Source organism: Amphritea japonica ATCC BAA-1530, from assembly GCF_016592435.1.
Lineage (GTDB): Bacteria > Pseudomonadota > Gammaproteobacteria > Pseudomonadales > Balneatricaceae > Amphritea > Amphritea japonica.
This window is the reverse complement of sequence record NZ_AP014545.1, coordinates 2,725,030-2,745,764: the sequence shown is the minus strand read 5'-3', so window position 1 is coordinate 2,745,764 and position 20,735 is coordinate 2,725,030. Positions and strand designations below refer to the sequence as shown.

Sequence of the window (20,735 nt, the reverse complement as noted above, 5' to 3'; positions counted from 1 at the left end):
ATTATCCGATCTCACCGGCAAACATGTAGCCGGCCCCATGGGCTGTGAGAATGAAATGGGGATCGTTAGGGTTGTCATAAAGTTTACGTCGTAGCCGGCCTATCAGAACATCGACAGAACGATCATTTGGCGTCCATTCACGATCATGAATGGCGTCCATCAACTGATCTCGGCTGAGTACCTGTCCACGACTGGTGATCAGTGCGTGGAGAAGTTTGTATTCCCCTTCGGGTAAGCGTTCAGATCCGTCTTCAGGGCTTTCCAGCAGTCGTCGACTGCAGTCCAGCGTCCAGCCTTCAAACTGGATTAATCGGTTAATTGGGCTTTCTGAAGAAGAGGGCTCATCGGTTACCCGCCATAATAAATTCTTAGCTCTTACCAAGAGTTCGCGGGGATTAAACGGCTTAGTGACATAGTCATCAGCACCAAGTTCCAGACCGACGATACGATCAATTTCATCCCCTTTACTGGTGACTAAAATGATACCTACTTTTGAATGAGTTCTGAGCTCGCGGGTTAGCGTAAGCCCATCTTTTCCAGGCAAATTGATATCCAGTAGTACCAGGTTGATATTTTCATCTATAACCCTTTGAACCAGGCTTTCGCCATGATCGGTTTCACTTACCCGATAACCTTCGTTTTCGAAATAGCTGACCAGCAAAGAGCGGGATGCAAAATCATCCTCTACGATTAAGATATGTGACTGTTCAGTATGAGAGATCATGATCTGCAACTATTAATGTGTTTTTGTAATTCCAATGCTTTGAGTCTAGCAAGCAGTTAAGCCCGATGACAGTGGTCCTGAATAAAAGCTTATGCGGATAGAAAACTGTAGAAATTCTTTATCAGACAAAGGGTTATAAAGATGCTGATGCAGCGTTTGTTACATCCTGTTACATTAACCAACAACTTAGCACAAATTCCCAGAAACTCATTTACACCGGACCGTTAGGTTAGTGTAAGTCGGAAAACCGGCGAATATAAAAATTAAAGATGAGGGCCTGCATCTGTTCTGGTTTATAGCGACAGATGCTGCAAAGAAAATTCTTACAGGAGTGATTGGCCTTGAAAATTAAGAAATCCAAGCATGCACTGCTTAGTGTTAGTGCACTGGCTCTGATGGGGACTATGCTGACCCCTGCGGCGTCTTGGGCGACGGATGGTGAGACGCTAATTCAGGAAAAATGCCTGATTTGTCACACCAATACCGGCAACCCTGAAGCGCCATATTCCAGAATAAGCCAACAGCGTAAGACCCCTGAAGGCTGGCATATGACGCTTAATCGTATGCAACGTATGAATGGTCTGGTGATCTCTTCTGACGAGGTTCAGGCTGTTATTAAGTATCTTTCTGATACGCAGGGACTGGCTCCCTCTGAAACCGCCCCGTTTCGTTATGTGCTTGAGCAAAAGCCGAATGTAGTTGAAGACGTTGATCCTGCGTATGTTGAGATGTGCGCGCGTTGTCACTCTAATGCTCGTTTTGGACTTCAGCGCCGGACTCTTGGTGAGTGGCAGCTACATGTAAATACGCATATGGCGATAAACCCAACAACTGAACTGCATGCGCTGGCTCGAGACCGGGATTGGTATGACATCGCCTATAACGATGTCGTGCCAAAACTGGCTGTTGATTATGCGTTCAATGATCCCGCCTGGAATCAGTGGCAAGCAAAAGCTAAGCCTTCGCTGAGTGGCACCTGGAGCGTTGCTGGCTTTATGCCGGGTAAAGGTGATTACAGTGCTGTTCTTCAGACTAAAGAGACGTCTAAAGATAACTTTAGTGTTTCGATGAAGGGTCATTATGCCGATGGTACGCCATTGCAGGGTGAGGGTAGTGCAAAAGTATTCGCCGGTTATGAATGGCGTGCAAGCCTGACAATTGATGGCATAAAGATGCGTCAGGTGATGGCTGCTACTGAAGACGGCTCTTCTCTGTCAGGTCGGATGTTCCAGAGTGCTCATGATGAGATTGGTGGTGAGCTGACCGCTGTCAGTGGTAGCGCAGTCGTTGCGTTGTCTCCTTCAGCCATAAAGCAAGGGCAGCAAAAAGAGATCACTATTGTGGGGGCCGACCTCAAAGGTAGTGTGAACCTTGGTAGTGGCGTTCAAGTGGTTAAAGTCCTCTCCCGTGATGCTGACAGGGTGGTGGTGTTGGCAAAAGCGACAGGTTCCGCCTCTGTAGGCATGAGGGATGTATCGGTCGGTAAGAGTAAGGCCAAAGCACAACTGGCTGTTTACGATGAAATTGCTGCAGTTCAGGTATTGCCGAATGAGTCTATTGCTCGAATAGGGGGTAATGGCGGAAAGATTCCGAAGATGCAATCAACCTATCGTGCGTTGGCATTCAGTGCTGGTAAAGACGGCCAGCCAGGTACGGCTGATGATTTGCGCCTGGGCTATATGCAGGCACTCTGGTCTCTACAAGCTTTTGATGAAGCTGCAGAGCATGAGGAAGATCTTAAATACGCAGGCTCAATTGATGGCAATGGTGTATTCACACCGGGCGATGCCGGTCTCAATCCTGAACGTAAGTTCTCCACCAATAATGTGGGCAATCTGAAAGTGATAGCTCAGGTTTTGGATGGTGATAAAGCGATTGAGGGTGATGCGCATCTGCTGGTGACTGTACCTGTGTTTGTCAAACGCGCAATTCAGTAACAGTGATGTTGATAACAACTGCCAATTGTCGTTGTGCTGATATAAAGAAAAGAGGTTGATTATGGGATCTTTAACTCTGGTAAAACCCAACCTGCATCTTGTAGATGTGGCGGAACGGCGGATGCTATTCCATGTGCCAACCAGCAGCTTGTTTGAGCTGGATGATTTGGGTCGAGAGCTTATTGAACTGTTCTCTTCGGAAGCAGAGGTGTCTGCACCACAGATCCGTGAACGGTTTGATGGCCGGTTCAGTGCCGGTGATGTAGTGGATACTCTGGAAGAGTTAAAGACGCTGAAGATCGTTGCTGAAGCGGGTACCTGGGCTCAGATTAATAATGAGCCTCAACCGGTGAAACAGTTTCCGTTGACCACGATCGTATTGAATACCAATACGGGTTGTAATCTCAGTTGTACTTACTGCTACAAAGAGGATCTGACCACCCCGTCAAAGGGTGACAAGATGAACTTTGATACAGCGGTGAAGTCGGTGGAGATGATGCTGAAAGAGTCTCCTGACCAGCGTCAGTACAATGTCGTGTTCTTTGGTGGTGAGCCACTGACAAATATGTCGCTCATTCGTAATGTTGTGGCTTATTGTGAAGAGCGCTTTGCAGCGCTGGAAGCGGATGTGAGCTTCACGATGACCACCAACGCTACCATGCTCACCGAAGAGCTTGTGGACTGGTTTAATGAGCATCGTTTTGGCCTGACTATCTCGATGGATGGGCCTAAGGCGATGCACGATAAGAACCGGATTACGGTAGGTGGCCAGGGAACTTACGACGTGGTGAAGAAGAAGGCGCAGATGTTACTGTCTCGCTATAACGCTCGTCCAATTGGCTGTCGGGTTACGCTGACCCGGGGCATCACTGATGTGGAATCGATCTTTAATCACCTCTATCACGACCTGGGTTTCTCCGAAGTCGGATTTGGCCCGGTAACCTCTGGCGATATCTCCTCATTCAATCTTACCGCTGACGAAATGGTCGAGGTGTTTGCAGGGATGAAGCGTTTGGGTCAGAAGTATCTGGACGCTGCGCTGGAAGGCAAAAACCTGGGTTTCGGCAATATGCATATGCTGATGACCGATATTCATGAGGGCAATAAGAAACAGCTGCCTTGTGGTGCTGGAGTCGGTCTGCTGGCAGTAGATACTCAAGGGGGTATCAACCTGTGTCATCGGTTCACTGGCTCTGATCAGTCACTGTTTGGTGATGTCAGCGAGGGGCTGGATAAACCGGCTCTGGCTGAATTTATTGAAACCCGTCTGGATCGAGCTGATACCGGCTGCGAAACCTGCCGTATCCGTAATATCTGTTCCGGCGGTTGTTATCACGAAAGTTACGCAAAATACGGTGATGCGACCGTACCTTCATACCACTACTGCGATCTGTTACGTGACTGGGTCGATTTTGGTGTCGAAGCGTATACCCGCATCATGATAGAGAATCCGGGCTTTTTTGAAGCTCATGTCTCTCCTAGAAGGAGTGCTTAAATGAAACATCTAAAGTCGTTTAATAAGAAAGCGAAAATGCTCGATCAGACTACTTCTCCGGATGAAGTAGAAGAGGTTGTAGCGATGCAGTCAGTTGTTGGCTGTACCTCCACGAATGATCCGGGCTGGGAAGTTGATCCTTTTGGTGGCCTGGGCTCGCTGTGTCAGCCAATGGAATCAGATCTTTATGGTTGTGCCGATGCTTGCTGGTGGCCCGCTCAGGTGCCTGACACCATGAGTAGCCAGCCTAACTGGTCAATGGATGTATCCAAGGCTAATGAGGACTGGCGTAAGCTGGACGGAATCTTTCCGGAAGAGCAGAAGTAACGGAGTAATAGATGAACATTTCGAATATTTTTAAAACGGCCACGTTATTGTGTGCTGCAGGGGCTGTAACCCTGATGTCGGGCTGTGCTGCGAATCAGGCTGCGTCGGTCAATGGTATGGCTGCGGATGGGCATGAATACCTGCTGACCGTAACCCGCCCTAACCAGCTACATGTGATTGACACTGAAACCAAGCAGGTTGTACGCAGTTGTGATGTGCCTGGAAACTTTGGTACCGGTGCGGTTCAGCCGTCGCCGGATGGCCGTATCGCTTATGTACTGACCAACGGTGCCGAAGATGTCTATGGTTTTGATATCACTAATTGCGATATTACGTTCTCTGCTAAGCAGTCCCAGAACGGTGAAAAGGTGAAAACTTTTATCTCTCTGGCGATCAGCAATGATGGTAAAGAGCTGTACACGGTACAGAATCCTACCCGTAAGCTGAATGATCGTTATGAAGTGCTTGCACCGCGCCTGGCTGTTTTTAATACAGCGGATGGCCTGGATGCAAAATCGGTACGCAATTTTCCGGTTGACCGTCGTATTACCAAAATCATGACGATGCAAAATGGCGAAGTGATTCTGGGTGGCGCTGACATTAAGGCGATCAATCCCGAAAACGGTGACATACGGGTGCTGAGTGCTCTGCAGAACTGGGCACGCGGTGCAGACTGGATTCCGCCAGATGCGTTTGCCATGTTTACTCAGGGTGAACACGTTGGCGAATACATCATGCCGTACTTCACTATTAAGTGGAATGGTGATCCGGGTGATATGGAGAAGGCTGAGTTTTGGTGGGGTATGAGCCGCATCGATATAGCAACCGGTGAGGTTGATGAGCGTGAGACTGTGCCTTTTGAATTTATTGTATTCAACTGGATTACTGATCCGAATGATAGCAATATTCTCTATGGTGCTTTCAATCAACTGTCTAAGCATGATCTCTCGCAGAATAAGACGGTCGATGTAATAGATCTGGATCATACCTTCTATAGCATCAATATGGACCGTAGCCGGACGATCTATATAGGCGGTACTTCAAGCGATATATCCATTCATAATCCGGATACACTGGAGAAGATCGGATCGATCCAATTGACCGGTGATATGTCTACTTCAGATTTACGTATTGCGCGACTACTTTAAGCCATGTAGTTTAGGGTTAACCCTTATGTTTGGTGTTAATGGTTAACCACTAAGGGCTGTCGATGACAGCCCTTTTTACGTTTGGAAATAAAGAGAAGCTAATGTTCAGATGGTTAAGTGCTGCAATTGATGGGCAGGATCGGGGACGTTTAGAGGACGCGTTTCGCTGGCTCTATACTTTTGTCCGGCCGCAGTCGAAGGCGATAATGGGCCTGATGTTGCTGTCTGTTTTTGCATCTGCTCTGGTGTTGTTACAACCCTGGCTGACCAAGCTACTGATCGATGATGGTCTGTTAGCAAAAGATTACGGCATGTTGGTGACTATGTCGGTAGCGATGATTCTGGTTGGGGTTATCAGTACCGGACTATCCGGAATTAACCGTTATCTGCACACTCAGTTGTCAGGCAAGATCCTCTTTTCTTTGCGTGAACACCTTTATGCGCATTTGCAAACCTTGTCGCCACAGTTTTTTGGTGGCCGTCGAATCGGCGACATTCTCTCCCGTCTGGATGGCGATGTATCCCAGATTCAGCGTTTTGCTGTTGATAGTATGTTTTCTGCTCTCAGTAGTGTACTGGGGCTGGTGGGAGCATTGGTTTTATTAGTGACCCTTTCGTGGAAACTATCGCTGCTGGTGTTGGTGCTAATTCCATTGGAAATACTCTGGTTACGCTGGATGCGCCGCAAAGTAGAACGTCAGACCCGAATTATTCGCGAGCGCTCAGCTGACCTTAGTTCGTTTCTGGTAGAAACGTTGCCAGCAATGAAATTTATCCAGGCGGTGTCTCAGGAGAAACGTGAGTCCCGTAAGCTGAACCGCCTGAGCGATAGCTATCTGACCGACCTGCTAAAGCTGCAGGTGACTGAATTCTTTACCCAGGCTATACCTGGAACGCTAACCTCTCTGACCCGCGCAACTGCGTTTTTAATAGGTGGTTACTGGGTGATAGAGGGGCAGTGGCAGCTGGGCTCTCTGATCGCTTTTTCAACCTATCTGGGGATGGCGACCGGTCCGGTACAAAGCCTTCTTGGCTTGTATGTGGCGATTCAGCGAATGTCAGTGAGTCTGGACAGGGTGATGGATCTGCGCCGTGCAGAACCGGATATAACCGCCCCAGAACATCCGGCTAAACTAGCTGATGATATGTCTGGCGAGATCTGCTTTGATCGGGTCAGTTTTAGTTATCAGGGTAGAAGTGCGCCTATTCTTGATCACGCAAGTACAGTGTTTCCCGCGGGGGCAAGTATTGCTCTGATCGGGCCTTCCGGAGTGGGTAAGTCCACCTTGATTGACCTACTGATGCGTTATTATGATCCCGAGCAGGGGCGTGTTTTGATAGATGGCGTAAACCTTAAACAACTGGCACCGATGGAGCTGCGTAAGCGGGTTGCTCTGGTAAGCCAGGATATCACGCTATTTCGCGGCACGCTGATGGAAAATATTCGTTATGCCGCACCCGAAGCCAGTGATGCACAGGTGCAGGCGGCTACAGATCAGGCACAGTTAACTGAGTTGATCGAGTCACTGCCAATGGGGCTGGAAACACCATTAGGGGAGCGTGGCAGCCAACTGTCGGGTGGCCAGAAGCAGCGGGTGGCGATCGCTCGGGCGATTCTGCAAAAGCCGGCAATCCTTATATTGGATGAGGCAACCTCTGCGGTGGATGAAGCGACTGAAGCTGAAGTGATCGCTAATGTGAATCGTATCTTTGCCGGTAAGACTCGTATCCTGATTAGTCACAGGGCTTCGACACTAAGTGGTGTAGATCTGCGAATAGAGTTAAACAGTGGTTTGTTAGTTGCCGAAAATACCTTGCCTGAGGCTGAGTAATATGGGTTTGAAGACAACCGGTAGAGTGACTATTGGTATTGTAGACAGCGGTTATGGTTTTGAATCATCACCGCCCGTTGGAATCGATCGGGTTGTTGCCTCGCAGGCATTCAGATTTGACCAGGGTGTTATTTTAGCGCCAGTTGTTAATGACCGTCTGGGTCACGGTTCCGCTTTGTTAGAGGTGATCGCAGAACAGGCTCCTCAGGCTGAGTTTGCTATCGCTCAGATCTTTACTGAACGACTGAGCACTACGCCGGTTCAGGTGGCTGCAGCAATAGATTGGCTAGTAGAGCAGCAGGTCGATCTGATTAATTTGAGTCTGGGGCTGCGGAATGATCGTGACATTCTGAGAGTCGCCTGCGAGAACGCGATTAAAGCAGGCGTTATTATCTGTGCCTCTTCTCCCGCTAAAGGTGATCCGGTTTACCCCTCGGCGTATCCTGGTGTTTTTCGTATGACCGGTGATGCCCGGTGTACCGGCCCCAAACAGCTTTCCTCTCTGAAAACTCAATATGCCGACTTTGGTGGCTATGTTAAAGCCCGTAATGGCGTCATTGGTGCAAGTGCTGGCTGTGCTCAGTTAACGGGGCATATTGGTCGTTATCTAACGACCGGTGGAGCCTCTGATTTGAATTCTGTGTCCCATTGGCTGGAAAGTCAGGCGGACTACTTTGGTGTTGAAGTCCGCTTTCCACCCGGTTCAGTAGAGCAGAAAGATGGAGGGCAGGAAAAGTGACAGATGAGACCTCTATAAATAACGATCTTAGTAATAAAGGTCACTTTAACAGGGCTGATATTGTTATTCTCGGTGGAGGGCCTGCCGGTGGTGCGACCGCTCTGGGGCTGAAGGCGTTGGGCTATGAAGTGACAGTCATCGCGGAACCAAGACCCTTCAAAGCGGTTGAAGGGATCTCTGAACGGGTGTTAGAAGGGCTGCGCAATGCCGGGTTTAAACTGGCGCTGGCGAATCTGCCGGATCCCTCTCCACGGGTGGCCAGTTGGAACGGTGCAACGAACAGCGCAAATACCGAGATGCTGATTAATCGCAGTGAGCTGGACAACGGGATCTGCAAGGATCTGATGTCAGCCGGCGTTACCGTTATTAATGACAGAGTGGGTAAGGTTAGCGAAGAGCGTAGTGGCTTCTCGATTCAGTTTAAAAACTCCGAGGCTGACCCGGTAAAAGCAGGTTTTCTAGTAGAAGCCCGTGGGCGCAGTGCACCGGGGGCCGGGCTTGAACGTTTACGCGGTAGTGAAACGGTTTCCCTGCTGCAGTACTGGAAGGGGGAACCCTGTCAGCCACAGTCTGCCGCCGAAAGTTTTGAGGATGGCTGGGCCTGGATGGCCGCCTGGTCGGATGGCACACGTTATCTGCAGCTGACATTTGATGTGGCTACCGCCAATCTGCCGGATAAAGCAGGATTGATTGACCACTGTAATAGCATATTAGCAACGTTGCCCAGCGCTCAGCCTTTTTTGGAAGATGCTCAACCGACCGGTATTATCCACGCCCGTACCAGTACGCCGATATTGTGCCGCGAAGCGGTCGGTGACAACTGGATCAGAATAGGGGATGCCGCGATGGCGGTAGATCCGCTTTCTGGTAATGGTATTTTCCAAGCGCTATCCAGTGCTTTGCAAGCGCCTGCAGTGATCAACACACTGCTACAGCGTCCAGAAAATGCCGCATTAGCGAAACAGTTTTATCAACAGCGGGTCGATCATCTGTTTCACCGTTTTGCACGTATTGGACGTGATTTTTATGCCTCTGAAGAGCGTTGGTGGAATAACCCCTTTTGGGCCACTCGTAGAAACTGGCCGGACAATGAACCACTGCATCAGGAAACTGATCCTGACTCGCTGAAAGTGGTGAAAATGCCGGTGGTTAACAACGGCCTGATAGAGGAACATGAGGTGGTGATTACCAATGATCAGCCGCTGGGCATCTGGCACCTGAATGGCATTCCGATGGCGCCGGTGGTACGTGTACTTCAACAGAAAGAGATAGAAATAAGCCCGCAGTCCTGCCTGCAAACTCAATTAGGGATGAGCCCTGAAAATGCACAAGGGCTGACTCGCTGGTTATTTCAAAATGGTTGGTTAAGCGCAGAAAATTAAAACTAAAAAGGAGGCCGAGGCCTCCTTTTTACTAGATTTATGTTACTGCTTGTTCAATGTTAAATACTCATTAGTACCGATTTAACTTCGGTGTAATGCTCAATGACATCGCTACCCATCTCCCGGCCCAGACCGGATTGCTTATAGCCACCAAAAGGCAGTGCCGGATCAAGTGCGGTATGGCAGTTCACCCAGATCGACCCTGACTTAATACGGGGAATCATCCGATGTACCTGAGACAGGTTATTCGACCAGATGCTGGCGCCTAGTCCGTATTGGCTATCGTTGGCGATGCGTACAGCTTCTTCAATATCATCGAACGGCATTGCGACCAGAACCGGGCCAAAGATTTCCTCCTGAACCACACTGGAATTCTGATTCACATCAACCATAACGGTAGGCTTAACATAGAAACCGGGGCCTGCCAGAGCACTGCCACCTGCGGTAATAGTGGCACCACTGCTGCGACCTTGCTCTATGTAATTACACACACGGTTCTGTTGTTTGGCTGAGATTAAAGGCCCCATTTGTGAATTAGGGTCGAGGCCATGACCCAGCGTCATACCCTCGGCGATGGCAGAGATATCCGCGACAACATTATCGAAATGCTTCTTCTGCACATAGAGGCGGGAACCGGCGCAACAGACCTGTCCCTGATTGAAGAAAATTGCATTGGCTGCACCTGCTGCAGCGGTCTGCATATCTGCATCTTCGAGTACGATGGTGGGTGACTTGCCACCCAGCTCCAGGGTGACCCGGGTCATGGTATCCATCGCGGCTTTGCCGATCAGTTTGCCTACTTCCGTAGAGCCCGTAAAGGTCAGCTTATCGACATCCGGGTGGTGCGCCAGGGCTGAGCCTGCCTCGATGCCAGTACCGGTTACAACATTCAGAACGCCCGGTGGATAACCTGCTTCCAGTGCCAGTTTTCCCAGCATGAGTGCGGTAAGTGGTGTTTCATCAGCCGGTTTGAGTACCACGGTACAACCCGATGCCAGTGCCGGACCCAGCTTCCAGCAAGCCAGTAGCAGAGGGAAGTTCCAGGCGACTATAGCACCCACTACACCGACCGCTTCCCGGCGGGTATAGCCATGGAACTGAGCGTCCGGCATAAAGGGAACGGATACATCAACGCTCCTGCCTTCGATCTTAGTGGCAAAACCCGCCATATAGCGGAGAAAATCAATCGCCAGACGAATATCGACGTGCTCAGCGATAACAACGCTCTTACCGTTATCCAGTGATTCAATCTCTGCAAGAAGGCCTGCATTTTTTTCAATCAGATCGGCGAAGTTCCACAATAGTTTTTGGCGATCTACCGGTTTGATACGACTCCAGTCAGAGTCCTCAAACGTTTTACGAGCCATCGCGACTGCTTTATCAATATCCGCTTTATCGCCACTGGGAACAGTGGTGATTTGTTCGCCATTAGCTGGGTTGATAACAGTAAGGGTTCGGCCATCTTCCGCGTCCACCCATTGGTCTCCAATCAGACATTTATGCGGATGCTGAATAAAATCCAGTGCAGCAACTGATGGTGAAAATTGTGAATTACTCATATTAATAAACCTACTTATAGTTGTAATGATAGAGACTGAGATGCCTGGATACTGCTCAGGCAAACCGACACTTAGTAGTTATATATCGCAAGTGCTGTGCCAGAGTGTTGAAATCATTTTAAGCTGTTGATTTATAATGGTTATGTTGATTTTTGTGGGTAATAACAGGAGCCTTCGCAGTGTTTTACTATGAGACAGGGTGTTAAAAAATAAGTCAGTTGCAGGGGCTTATAACTAATGTAACAGGGAGTGGTTGGGCAGATTGCGTTTCACTTTTAGCGGACTGTTGCATTTCTGAACAGCGGTGTTGCGTAATAAAACAGTGCAACCTGTAAATTTTCTAAAGGATTACCCCTATTTTTTTATATCTTATTGAAAAATAAGAAATTATCTATCTTGGCATAAGCCGTGCAATATATTTCTACAGGTTAGAACTTTGGGCTGCGCTTAGCTGCTCAACGATATAAACAACAACTAAGGAGTCTGGCCTTGATGAAGAAATTTAAACTACCCCGGTTGACGGGTGGGCTTCTGCTGGCAGGGATGATCTTGCCAACAGGAGCCGTTCAGGCGAATGATGCTGAAACCATTATTCAGAGTAAGTGTGTGGCATGCCATACCGAGGAAAAAGCGGAACCACTGCAGATGAGCCGTATGAGTCATCAGCGGAAAACCCCGGAAGGCTGGTTGATGACCATCGCCAGAATGCAGGTGATGCACGGTCTTGAAGTCACGGATGATGAACGGCGTACGCTGGTGAAGTATTTTGCAGATAAGCAGGGTCTGGCGCCGGAGGAAACCGAAGGCTCTCGTTACGCGATGGAACGTCGCCTGAATACAATGGAAAGTTTTGAATCTGCCAATTTTGAAGAGATGTGTGCCCGTTGTCATTCCGGTGCGCGGGTGAAACTGCAGCGCCGTCCGGCATCAGAGTGGGAACATCTGGTTCATTTCCATTTGGGGCAGTGGCCAACGCTGGAGTATCAGGCGATGGCACGGGACCGTGACTGGATGGATCTGGCATTCAAAAAGATGGTGCCTGAGCTAGCCACAGACTTTTCGCTTAAATCGGCCAGTTGGGACAAGTGGCAAAGCGTTAAGAGCGTTCCTGTCAGCGGCAGTTGGAGCTTTAGTGCCCAAATGGCCGGGAAAGGTGATGTTCGAGGGGTAATGTCTATCTCCGGCGGTAAGGATGATCAGTACAGCGTTAGCATTGATGGCGAGTACGCGGATGGTTCTGCATTTAAAGGTAGTGGTACCGCTATCGTCTATACCGGTTATGAGTGGCGTGCCAATCTGACAGTTGATGGTGTAGCAATGCGTCAGGTATTTGCGCTGTCTGCTGATGGTTCTGAGCTCAATGGCCGCATGTTTGAAGCGGTGCACGATGAAGCGGGGATGGATTTCTCAGCACTTCGTAGCGGTAGCAAGGCTAAACTCCTTTCTGTCCAGCCTGGGTATATTCGCGCAGGTAGCACTGAAGTGCTGACGATTGTCGGTGCAGGTCTGGGTAAAAAGATCTCACTGGGCGATGGCATTAAAGTTGTTAGTGAAATGTACCGGGATGATAACAAAGTCGTAGTTCAAGCAACGGCGAACGCTGCAGCTAAGCCTGGCGCTCGTGATGTTAAAGCGGGCAAGGCCGAGGGTGCTTTGCTTAACGTTTATGACCGGATCGATAGCGTAAAAGTTGTACCTGACTTTGCGGTAGCACGCGTCGGAGGCAACGGAGGTTCCACACCAAAATATAACGCCCATTTCCAGGCGGAAGCATGGATGAATGGAGTGGATGGTAAACCTGGTACCGAAGATGATATGCGCATCGGTTTTGTGCCTGCTAAATGGCATGTAGAGCCATTTGATGCTCAGGCGGAAGCGGATCGAGATACTCATTTTGCCGGACGTATGGACGAAAAATCGGGTCTGTTTACCACCGGTGCTTCAGGACCGAATCCTGAGCGTCGTATGTCGACCAATAATGCCGGTAATCTGAAAGTGATTGCTGAGGTTATGGAAGGCGCTAATGCTCTGAGTGCTGAAGGTCAGATGATCGTGACAGTACAACGCTGGAATAATCCGCCGCTGCCATAAGTAGTTCCTGACTATCAAGAGGGATGCTGTGAATCTGTGCAGCATCACGAAAATAATAAAAGTGAGGAGGGTCGTTCTATGGGCGCCCAATTAAATCTGGTAGAGCAAAATCTACACCTGGTGGCTGTCAGCACCCGGCAGATGCTGTTTCATATTCCGTCCAGCAGTCTGTTTGAACTGGATGGTCTGACCGCACAGTTAATTGAACTGTTACGTCAGCGGCCTCAGCAAACAGCAGAGCAGTTGATTGGAGAATTATCAGAGCAGTTTCCGGTTGATCAGGTGGCTGAAACACTGAAAGAACTGATTGCACTGGAGCTGGTGAGCGATGGTTCGCCATTAACGCCTGAGATTGCATTGAAAAAGATCACTGAGTTTCCGCTCAATACCTTGGTGTTGAATGTGAACACCGGTTGTAATCTCAGCTGCAGCTACTGCTACAAAGAGGACCTGGATAAGCCCTCTGAAGGTAAGAAGATGCAGTTCGACACCGCGAAGCAATCGATCGAAATGCTGATAGCGGAATCACCTAATGAGGCACGCTATAACATTGTCTTCTTTGGCGGCGAGCCATTGTCAAATTTCGGACTGATAAAGGATGTTGTCGCCTACTCGGAACAGCGTTTTGCTGAACTGGGTAAGCCGGTGGATTTCACGATGACTACCAATGCAACTCTGCTGACTGAAGAGATTGCCGACTGGCTTAATGCGCATCGTTTTGGGCTTTCCGTCAGTATGGATGGCCCAAAAGCGATCCACGATAAAAACCGGATCACCGTCGGTGGGCAGGGGACTTATGATGTGGTTAGCCGTAAAGCCAAAATGTTGTTGTCCCGTTTTCGTGCCCGTCCGATTGGTGCCCGCGTTACGTTGACTAAAGGAGTCACGGATGTGCGTCAGATCTGGGATCACCTGTTTAATGAACTGGGATTCTCTGAAGTCGGTTTTGCGCCGGTGACCTCCGGTGATATCAGCTATTACAACCTCAGTGATGAGGAGCTGAAAGAGGTTTTCCACAACATGAAGGTGCTCGGTAAAGAGTATCTGGAAGCCGCACTGGAGCACCGTAATATCGGTTTCTCCAATATGCACCAGCTGATTACTGATCTACACGAGGGCAATAAGAAAGCGTTGCCCTGTGGCGCGGGTGTGGCATTACTGGCGGTTGATAACGAAGGTGGATTAAACCTCTGTCATCGGTTTACCGGTTCTGAACTTGGCACCTTTGGCGATGTACAGACGGGTATCGATAAAGAGCGACTGGGTGGTTTTCTCGAACAACGCCTGGATCGTACCGATACTGGCTGTTCAAGTTGCCGCATCCGTAATCTCTGTTCCGGTGGCTGCTATCACGAAAGCTACGCCCGTTTTGAAGACCCTACTCAACCTGTTTATCACTACTGCGATCTGATGCGCGACTGGGTAGATTTCGGTATCGAAGTCTACAGCCGCATCATGGCCGAAAATCCGGCCTTCATCGACAGTTACATATCTCCCCGGAGGGCTCACTGATATGAAGCATCTCAAGCCTGTTAATAATAAAGCACACACTCTGACTAAGGCCGTAGCCGAAGATCAGGTAGAAGAAGTTGTAGCGATGCAGTCTATCGCTGGTTGTACCGCCACCACCGATCCAGGTTGGGAAATTGATGCCTTTGGTGGTGTCACCTCTCTCTGTCAGCCGATGGAATCTGATCTGTATGGTTGTGCCGATCCATGTTGGTGGCCAGCACAGGTACCGGACATGATGAATACTTACCCGGACTGGAATGAAAAAGCAGCTAATTCAGCTGATAACTGGCGCAATCTGGGAACGGTGTTCCCTGCTGATAAAGACTAACTAAACAGGATGCTAACGATGAGAAAAAGAAATATGCTTCCTCGCAGCATGACTGTCATGCTGACGACGTTAACGCTAGGTTTGGCCACACTCACCAGTGGCGTAGCTATCGCCTCAAAGGGGCCTGCGCTTAAGTCAGGCAACGAGTATATGGTGGTGGCAAATTATCCAAATCAGATGCATGTGCTGGATCTGGCAACCGATACCGTCTATAAAACCTGTGATATGCCGGGACGTTTTGGCCCTGGTGCACTACAGGTTGCTCCGGACAATAAAACCGCTTATATCCTCAATAACGGTTATGAAGATATCTACGGTGTGGATATGGACACCTGTGATGTTAAATTTCATGCAAAGATGGCACAAAGTAAAAAGGAGCGGACTAAAACCATCTACGCTTTTGCATTGAGCTATGACGGTAAAGAACTGTACACAGTGCAGAATCCAACACTAATGGAACGCGATCATTACGTTGTGCAACCGACTCGTCTGGCGGTGTATAACACCGATGCTGGTTTGGAGGCTAAACCTGAACGTATGTTCCCTTCGCCGCGATTGGTGACGGCTATGCAGGTGGGTAAAGATGGCGGTTTGTATATGGCCGGTGCAGATATCTACAAAATGGATGTCAAAACCGGTAAATATGAGGTGGCCGTTCCAAGTCGTAACTGGCAGCGGGAACGTTATGTTCAGCCGGATGTGCTTAACGTCTGGGCGGTGCAAACACCAACTAAAGACTTCACTATCCTATACACCACGGCACGTTTTCAGGAAGGTTCCGAAGACCTGAATACCGCTGACTGGCTTTACGGGTATTTCAATATCAACCTGGAAACCGGCGAAACAGAAACTAAAGACTTCGGCCCGATCACCGAGCTGTATTTTACTGGCACTCGTTCGCCTAAGGATTCCAACATTATGTATGGTGTTCTTAACCGCCTGGCCAAGTATGACATCGAAAAACAGACGTTGTTAAAAGCTGCGGAGCTGGATCACTCCTACTATTGTGTCACCGTTAATCAGACCGGCAGTAAAGTCTATCTGGCGGGTACCCACAATCATGTTGCGGTATTCGATGGTGATACTCTTGAGCGTTTGAATACTATCGAGCTGCCGGGTGGTGATATGTCCACTACGACTGCTCAGGTATTTGTTCGCTAAACCACTCTCTCTAATTGGCTCACTGTCCTTCAGGCAGCTTCTGATGAAGCTGTCGGGGGGACTTTTGCCCAAAGAATGACGTTATAAAGTTTTAAGCATAATTTTCTATCGAGTTTTATGGAGTTTGAGCATGAAAAAAAATAACACGATGTTCTGTAAATTTACCGTACTTGCTTCTGCGCTTATGACTGCTGCAGTCGCCCAGGCCGCACCGGTCTATGATCAGGACGGAAAGTCTCTGGAGTTTAATGTTGAGAGTATGGTCGGGGTTTTCTCTACCGATGAAAACTATACCGGTGTTGATGGCGGTAATAATTGGCAGGAAGGCTATATAAAAGGCGACCTGGTTGGGCGGAATTCAACGTCTCATGGATCCGTTTACGGTGGCCTGGGAGTGATCGCTCTGGGTACCGGTGGTGATGGCGATGCCGGTGGATACACCTCAGGTAATGAGAGCGAACTGAAGCTTGAGAACGCATTTGTCGGTTGGCAGAGCAGTAACGGCATGTTTGATCTGTCTGTTGGTCGTCAGCAGTTTACTCTGGGCGATGGCTTCATCATTGCTGGTGATGCAATAAGTCTGGGTGATATGGGGATTCCGGGAGTCGATGTTGACCGGGGTGGTGCATATTATCTGGCAGGTCAGAAAAGCTTTGATAAAACCGCTGTACTTAAAGTCGATCCCGACGGTGCTCTGCGGGGTGATCTGTTTTGGTTGCAGTCTGATAATCCATATCATCAGGATACTGAGCTTGCCGGTGTTAATCTTGAGTTAGTCGATGACGCAAAAGGTACTTTGGGACTGAGCTATATGTCTGTGCTGGATGTGGATCAGGGGGCGGGCTTCGGTCTCTGGGATCAGCGCAAGGGTATGGATATTGTTAGCCTGCGCGGTCAGGGCAGTATGGGCGTTGAAAACTTATTTTTGTCATTTGAATATGTAGATCAAACCGGTGGCGATACTGCCGTTAAGAATGAGGGTAATGCCTGGTATGCGGAAGCGGGCTGGACTTTTGCCGATCTGCCCTGGTCACCCACCGTTAACTACCGTCATGCGAAGTTCTCCGGAGATGACAGTTCAACCACCGATAATGAAGCGTTTGATCCGCTGTTTTTTGGTTTCACTCGAGGATTTGGTACCTGGTTTCAGGGTGAAGTGGCGTCAAACTATGCCGGCCCTGCTAACAGCGGCAACACTGTTGATCGTATAGAACTGATGGTTCAGCCTCGTGATGATTTGAGTGTTGGTTTGCAGTACTGGGATTTCGGAACGGAAGATGATGCTGCAGACCTGGCGGGAACTGAGGTAGACCTGTATGCACTCTGGTCAATCAATGACAATTTTGTCTTCAGCCCGATGGTGGGTTATTACAAGCCTGATGGTACGAATGTTATCGCTAATCAGGGTAATGATGATGCCAATTTATATCTGCAAGCCGTATTGATGTATTTCTACTAAATAGGGATTAATTAACTTTTTTTGTAAGGAAGGTCCTGCTCCTTCAGCTGCGATATAAGGTGGTTTTCACGGCCTTCTTGAGAAGGTATGAATGAGTCTGGTGCGCTCTAAGGCCTGTTCTTATCTTCTTCTTATATCGCTTTCCACGGCCTGGTTTCCGGTGCCGTGGTTTTTTTGTTTCAGACATATTTTTTGGGTAAAAAGGGTGAAATCTATTGGATTGCTATAATCACACTGATGCGGTAAAAAATAGATTGCCTGTATTTAAAGCCTTCAGTTAAAAATAGTGAGTGATCAGCATAATGAAGAAGTCGACAGATTCTACTCACTTCGCTGACCCTGTTAACCTGGTCAAGGATGCCCGTAATCGTCTTATTGAAGAGGGCGAGGTTCCTAGTGGTGTGTTGCGTAGTGAAATCGAAGATTCCTGGTTGCGTAGTGTAAATGCCGGACTTAACTGCGAGTCTCCATTGGATCTTGAAAATCTCTCACGAGATCGTATCGATGACCTCAGGGACAAAAATCGAGGGCTGATCGAAGCTGCACATCCTGAAATCAAACAACTAGTCGACTATTTCAGACCGGACGGTGGACTGGTTATGCTGACCGATGAGTCAGCCACTATTCTTAAAATAAAAGGGGAAACGCAGAATCTGGATTCCGCTACCCGTTATGCTCTGGAACCGGGGGCTAACTGGGGTGAAGAGCTTCGCGGAACTAATGGTCCGGGCACCGCAATTGTTAATTGTTCCCCTCAGATGATTCGCGGTAATGAACATTTTCTTGATTCAATTGGATACCTCTCCTGCTGTTCTGCGCCCATTACCGACCCTAAAGGGGAGTTGCTGGGAGTTCTTGATCTGACGTCACCGACCGATAATCGTGATCTGCCGCCTAATCTCAGCCTGGTTCAACAGGCCGTCCGTTCAATTGAAAACCGGATGTTCAGTGGACAGTTCCAACAGCACATTGTGCTCAGTGTGCACAGCCGGCCAGAATATCTACGTTCCTCGTGGCAAGGTTTATTAGCACTGGAGCTGGATGGGCATATTCATGCGGCAAATGAACAGATTTGCCAGCTACTTAACCGTAAGCGTTCACAGCTGGTTGGGCGCAATCTCGAAGAGTTATTCGGCGTTCGTCCTGAAGCCTTGCTTACTGCTCTCCATCGTAAAGGAAGGGGAGAACTGCGTACCCGCGGTGGTGATTTCTACTGTGAACTGCTGCACTTTCCGAATAGCCTTCCAACCTCTTATAAAGCGCCACTAAAACCGAGCCGTAATAAGCTAGCTCCGGTACCGTTAAATGCACCGCCGTTGAATGAACTAGCCGGTCAGGATCCTCGTTTACAAAAGGGCGTGAGGATGGGAAGCCGGGCGCTTGCCCATGAGCTGCCAGTATTGATTCAGGGGGAAACCGGCACGGGTAAAGAGGTCATGGCCAAATCACTACACCTGGATAGCCGGCGTAGTAGCGGTCCTTTTATTGCTGTTAACTGTGCCTCTATCCCTGAAGGCTTGATTGAGTCGGAATTGTTTGGCTATCGTGAAGGTGCTTTTACGGGCTCCCGTAAAGGCGGAATGATCGGGCGGCTGGAACAAGCTCAGAACGGTACCCTTTTTCTGGATGAAATCGGCGATATGCCACTGGCTCTTCAAGCCCGATTACTGCGTGTCTTGCAGGAGCGGATAATAGCTCCGCTGGGTGGTGGTGACGAGATTGCTCTGGACATTGCCGTTATCTGCGCATCCCACCGGGATCTGAAGGCATTAGTTGCTGAAGGTCTTTTTCGGGAAGATCTATACTACCGCCTCAATGGTGTTTGCCTGCGAATCCCCTCATTTCGGGATCGTACGGACAAGAAAGATTTTATCCGTTACTTTCTTCACCAGTTGACGCCAGATGGACGTCAGATCGACATTGCTCCGGATATGATGAAGCAACTCCTAGCCTATAACTGGCCGGGAAATATTCGTCAGCTTGAAACTATATTGAGAGTAGCTATCGCCTTTATGGAACCCGATGAAGTACAAATAGATAGTTGTCATATCAGCGATGATTTCTTGGAAGAACTCAACAGTAAGAGCGGGCTTTCTCAGGGAAGTATTCCCCCCAATCAAGCTTGCGGCACTTTGAAAAACAGTGAGCTGCTAACTATTCAGCAGGTATTGGAAGAGAACGAGGGTAATATTTCGGCAACCGCTAACGAGTTAGGTATCAGCCGCGCAACGCTGTATCGAAAACTAAAGCAAATTGAAGAGTGAGTCTGTACTTAATTCAGGGCTGTTTATTATTCGAAACGCCACTCATCTGAAAGCCCTGGGATTTTTGGAATAGGCTCTTTGCCGTCTTTTCTTTCCAGTCGTTCCATAAAAATCTGCCAGATATCGGCTACCGGTACGCTGTTATCCAGTCTCGCTAAAAATTCAATCGAATCCCCGGTTTTCAACTGGCCGGTCTCCAAAACACGGTAATACCAGCCTGAGATCGCTTCCGACATTATAAAAGGGGCTATATGAGCATTGCCGTATTTTTGATTGATTTTCCAGCAGGGACGGCGGGGCTGGGATACCTGTACTATCGCACTACCGAGGCGAAAGGTATCGCCAATATGAACCTCGGAATCTAATAAACCATGGGTGGATATGTTTTCACCGATAGATCCCGGTACAAAGCTATCGCTCAGGTGGGGCAGGGCTTGTTTGAAGAGAGCGTAATGTTCGGCGGGGTAATGATAGATCGCTTTCTCAGTCCCTCCGTGTACCCGTTTGTCTACCTGAATATCACCGCTGAGCCCAAGCTCGGTAACTTCATGTTGCTGCTCAGAGAACACTTTATATATCCCGGTTGAGGTTTTATCGGGGCCGATTGTTGCCAATTGACCGATGTATATACCTTCAATCTGAGCGGAATTAATATTCATTTTTATTACCCCATTTAGGTAAACGATATCACCAGTGTAGGAGGGAGCTATACAAATAACTATTCTCCGTTGGAACTAATTAAAATTGCATCTGCCCGATTAAATTAGGGTGCCATTT

Annotated in this window: 16 protein-coding genes; 13 read left to right on the top strand and 3 right to left on the bottom strand. The window is 48.8% G+C overall.

The window, feature by feature from the left end:
* Position 1: 1 nt before the first annotated feature.
* Positions 2-724: a response regulator gene (locus tag AMJAP_RS12710; protein WP_019620169.1), complete on the bottom strand. Its 723-nt coding sequence runs from the start codon at positions 722-724 to the stop codon at positions 2-4.
* A gap of 341 nt (positions 725-1,065) precedes the next feature.
* Here AMJAP_RS12710 and peaA (AMJAP_RS12705) point away from each other — a divergent pair, with 341 nt between their 5' ends.
* From peaA (AMJAP_RS12705) to qhpG, 7 genes are all read left to right on the top strand, one after another.
* Positions 1,066-2,661: a quinohemoprotein amine dehydrogenase subunit alpha gene (gene peaA / locus AMJAP_RS12705; protein ID WP_019620170.1), complete on the top strand. Its 1,596-nt coding sequence runs from the start codon at positions 1,066-1,068 to the stop codon at positions 2,659-2,661.
* 61 nt (positions 2,662-2,722) lie between these two features.
* Positions 2,723-4,156, top strand: a complete 1,434-nt coding sequence (gene peaB / locus AMJAP_RS12700) for a quinohemoprotein amine dehydrogenase maturation protein (protein ID WP_019620171.1) — start codon at positions 2,723-2,725, stop codon at positions 4,154-4,156.
* Positions 4,157-4,483: a quinohemoprotein amine dehydrogenase subunit gamma gene (gene qhpC, locus AMJAP_RS12695; protein WP_019620172.1), complete on the top strand. Its 327-nt coding sequence runs from the start codon at positions 4,157-4,159 to the stop codon at positions 4,481-4,483.
* 11 nt (positions 4,484-4,494) lie between these two features.
* A complete protein-coding gene (peaD, locus tag AMJAP_RS12690; protein ID WP_019620173.1) occupies positions 4,495-5,631 on the top strand; it encodes a quinohemoprotein amine dehydrogenase subunit beta in 1,137 nt (378 codons plus the stop codon).
* 101 nt (positions 5,632-5,732) lie between these two features.
* Positions 5,733-7,463: an ABC transporter ATP-binding protein gene (locus AMJAP_RS12685; protein WP_026339943.1), complete on the top strand. Its 1,731-nt coding sequence runs from the start codon at positions 5,733-5,735 to the stop codon at positions 7,461-7,463.
* Between the two features lies 1 nt (position 7,464).
* Positions 7,465-8,202 (top strand): subtilisin-like serine protease QhpE, encoded by a 738-nt coding sequence (qhpE, locus tag AMJAP_RS12680; RefSeq protein WP_019620175.1) that lies wholly within the window; start codon positions 7,465-7,467, stop codon positions 8,200-8,202.
* On the top strand, positions 8,199-9,584 hold the full coding sequence (gene qhpG, locus AMJAP_RS12675; RefSeq protein WP_019620176.1) for a flavin-dependent monooxygenase QhpG: 1,386 nt from the start codon (positions 8,199-8,201) through the stop codon (positions 9,582-9,584). Before qhpE ends, qhpG begins: the two co-directional genes overlap by 4 nt.
* 59 nt (positions 9,585-9,643) lie before the next feature.
* On the opposite strand, the gene AMJAP_RS12670 is transcribed toward qhpG, so the two are convergent.
* On the bottom strand, positions 9,644-11,143 hold the full coding sequence (locus tag AMJAP_RS12670; RefSeq protein ID WP_019620177.1) for an aldehyde dehydrogenase family protein: 1,500 nt from the start codon (positions 11,141-11,143) through the stop codon (positions 9,644-9,646).
* Between the two features lie 492 nt (positions 11,144-11,635).
* On the opposite strand from AMJAP_RS12670, the gene peaA (AMJAP_RS12665) reads away from it, so the two are divergent.
* The 6 genes from peaA (AMJAP_RS12665) (at position 11,636) to AMJAP_RS12640 (ending at position 19,958) form a co-directional block, all read left to right on the top strand.
* Positions 11,636-13,234, top strand: coding sequence for a quinohemoprotein amine dehydrogenase subunit alpha (gene peaA, locus AMJAP_RS12665; RefSeq protein WP_019620178.1), 1,599 nt, complete (start codon positions 11,636-11,638; stop codon positions 13,232-13,234).
* A gap of 78 nt (positions 13,235-13,312) precedes the next feature.
* Positions 13,313-14,746, top strand: a complete 1,434-nt coding sequence (peaB, locus tag AMJAP_RS12660) for a quinohemoprotein amine dehydrogenase maturation protein (protein WP_026339945.1) — start codon at positions 13,313-13,315, stop codon at positions 14,744-14,746.
* 1 nt (position 14,747) lies between these two features.
* Complete coding sequence (qhpC, locus tag AMJAP_RS12655; RefSeq protein ID WP_019620180.1) at positions 14,748-15,074, top strand: quinohemoprotein amine dehydrogenase subunit gamma; 327 nt, start codon at positions 14,748-14,750, stop codon at positions 15,072-15,074.
* Between the two features lie 18 nt (positions 15,075-15,092).
* Entirely contained in the window at positions 15,093-16,235 is a 1,143-nt protein-coding gene (gene peaD / locus AMJAP_RS12650; RefSeq protein ID WP_019620181.1) for a quinohemoprotein amine dehydrogenase subunit beta, read from the top strand.
* A 130-nt stretch (positions 16,236-16,365) separates the two neighbouring features.
* Positions 16,366-17,694 (top strand): alginate export family protein, encoded by a 1,329-nt coding sequence (locus AMJAP_RS12645; protein ID WP_019620182.1) that lies wholly within the window; start codon positions 16,366-16,368, stop codon positions 17,692-17,694.
* Positions 17,695-17,996: 302 nt separating this feature from the next.
* The gene (locus AMJAP_RS12640; RefSeq protein ID WP_019620183.1) at positions 17,997-19,958 is read left to right on the top strand and encodes a sigma-54-dependent Fis family transcriptional regulator; all 1,962 of its coding nucleotides are present in this window, start codon (positions 17,997-17,999) and stop codon (positions 19,956-19,958) included.
* Between the two features lie 26 nt (positions 19,959-19,984).
* On the opposite strand, the gene AMJAP_RS12635 is transcribed toward AMJAP_RS12640, so the two are convergent.
* Positions 19,985-20,617, bottom strand: coding sequence for an MOSC domain-containing protein (locus AMJAP_RS12635; protein ID WP_019620184.1), 633 nt, complete (start codon positions 20,615-20,617; stop codon positions 19,985-19,987).
* Positions 20,618-20,735 lie beyond the last annotated feature (118 nt).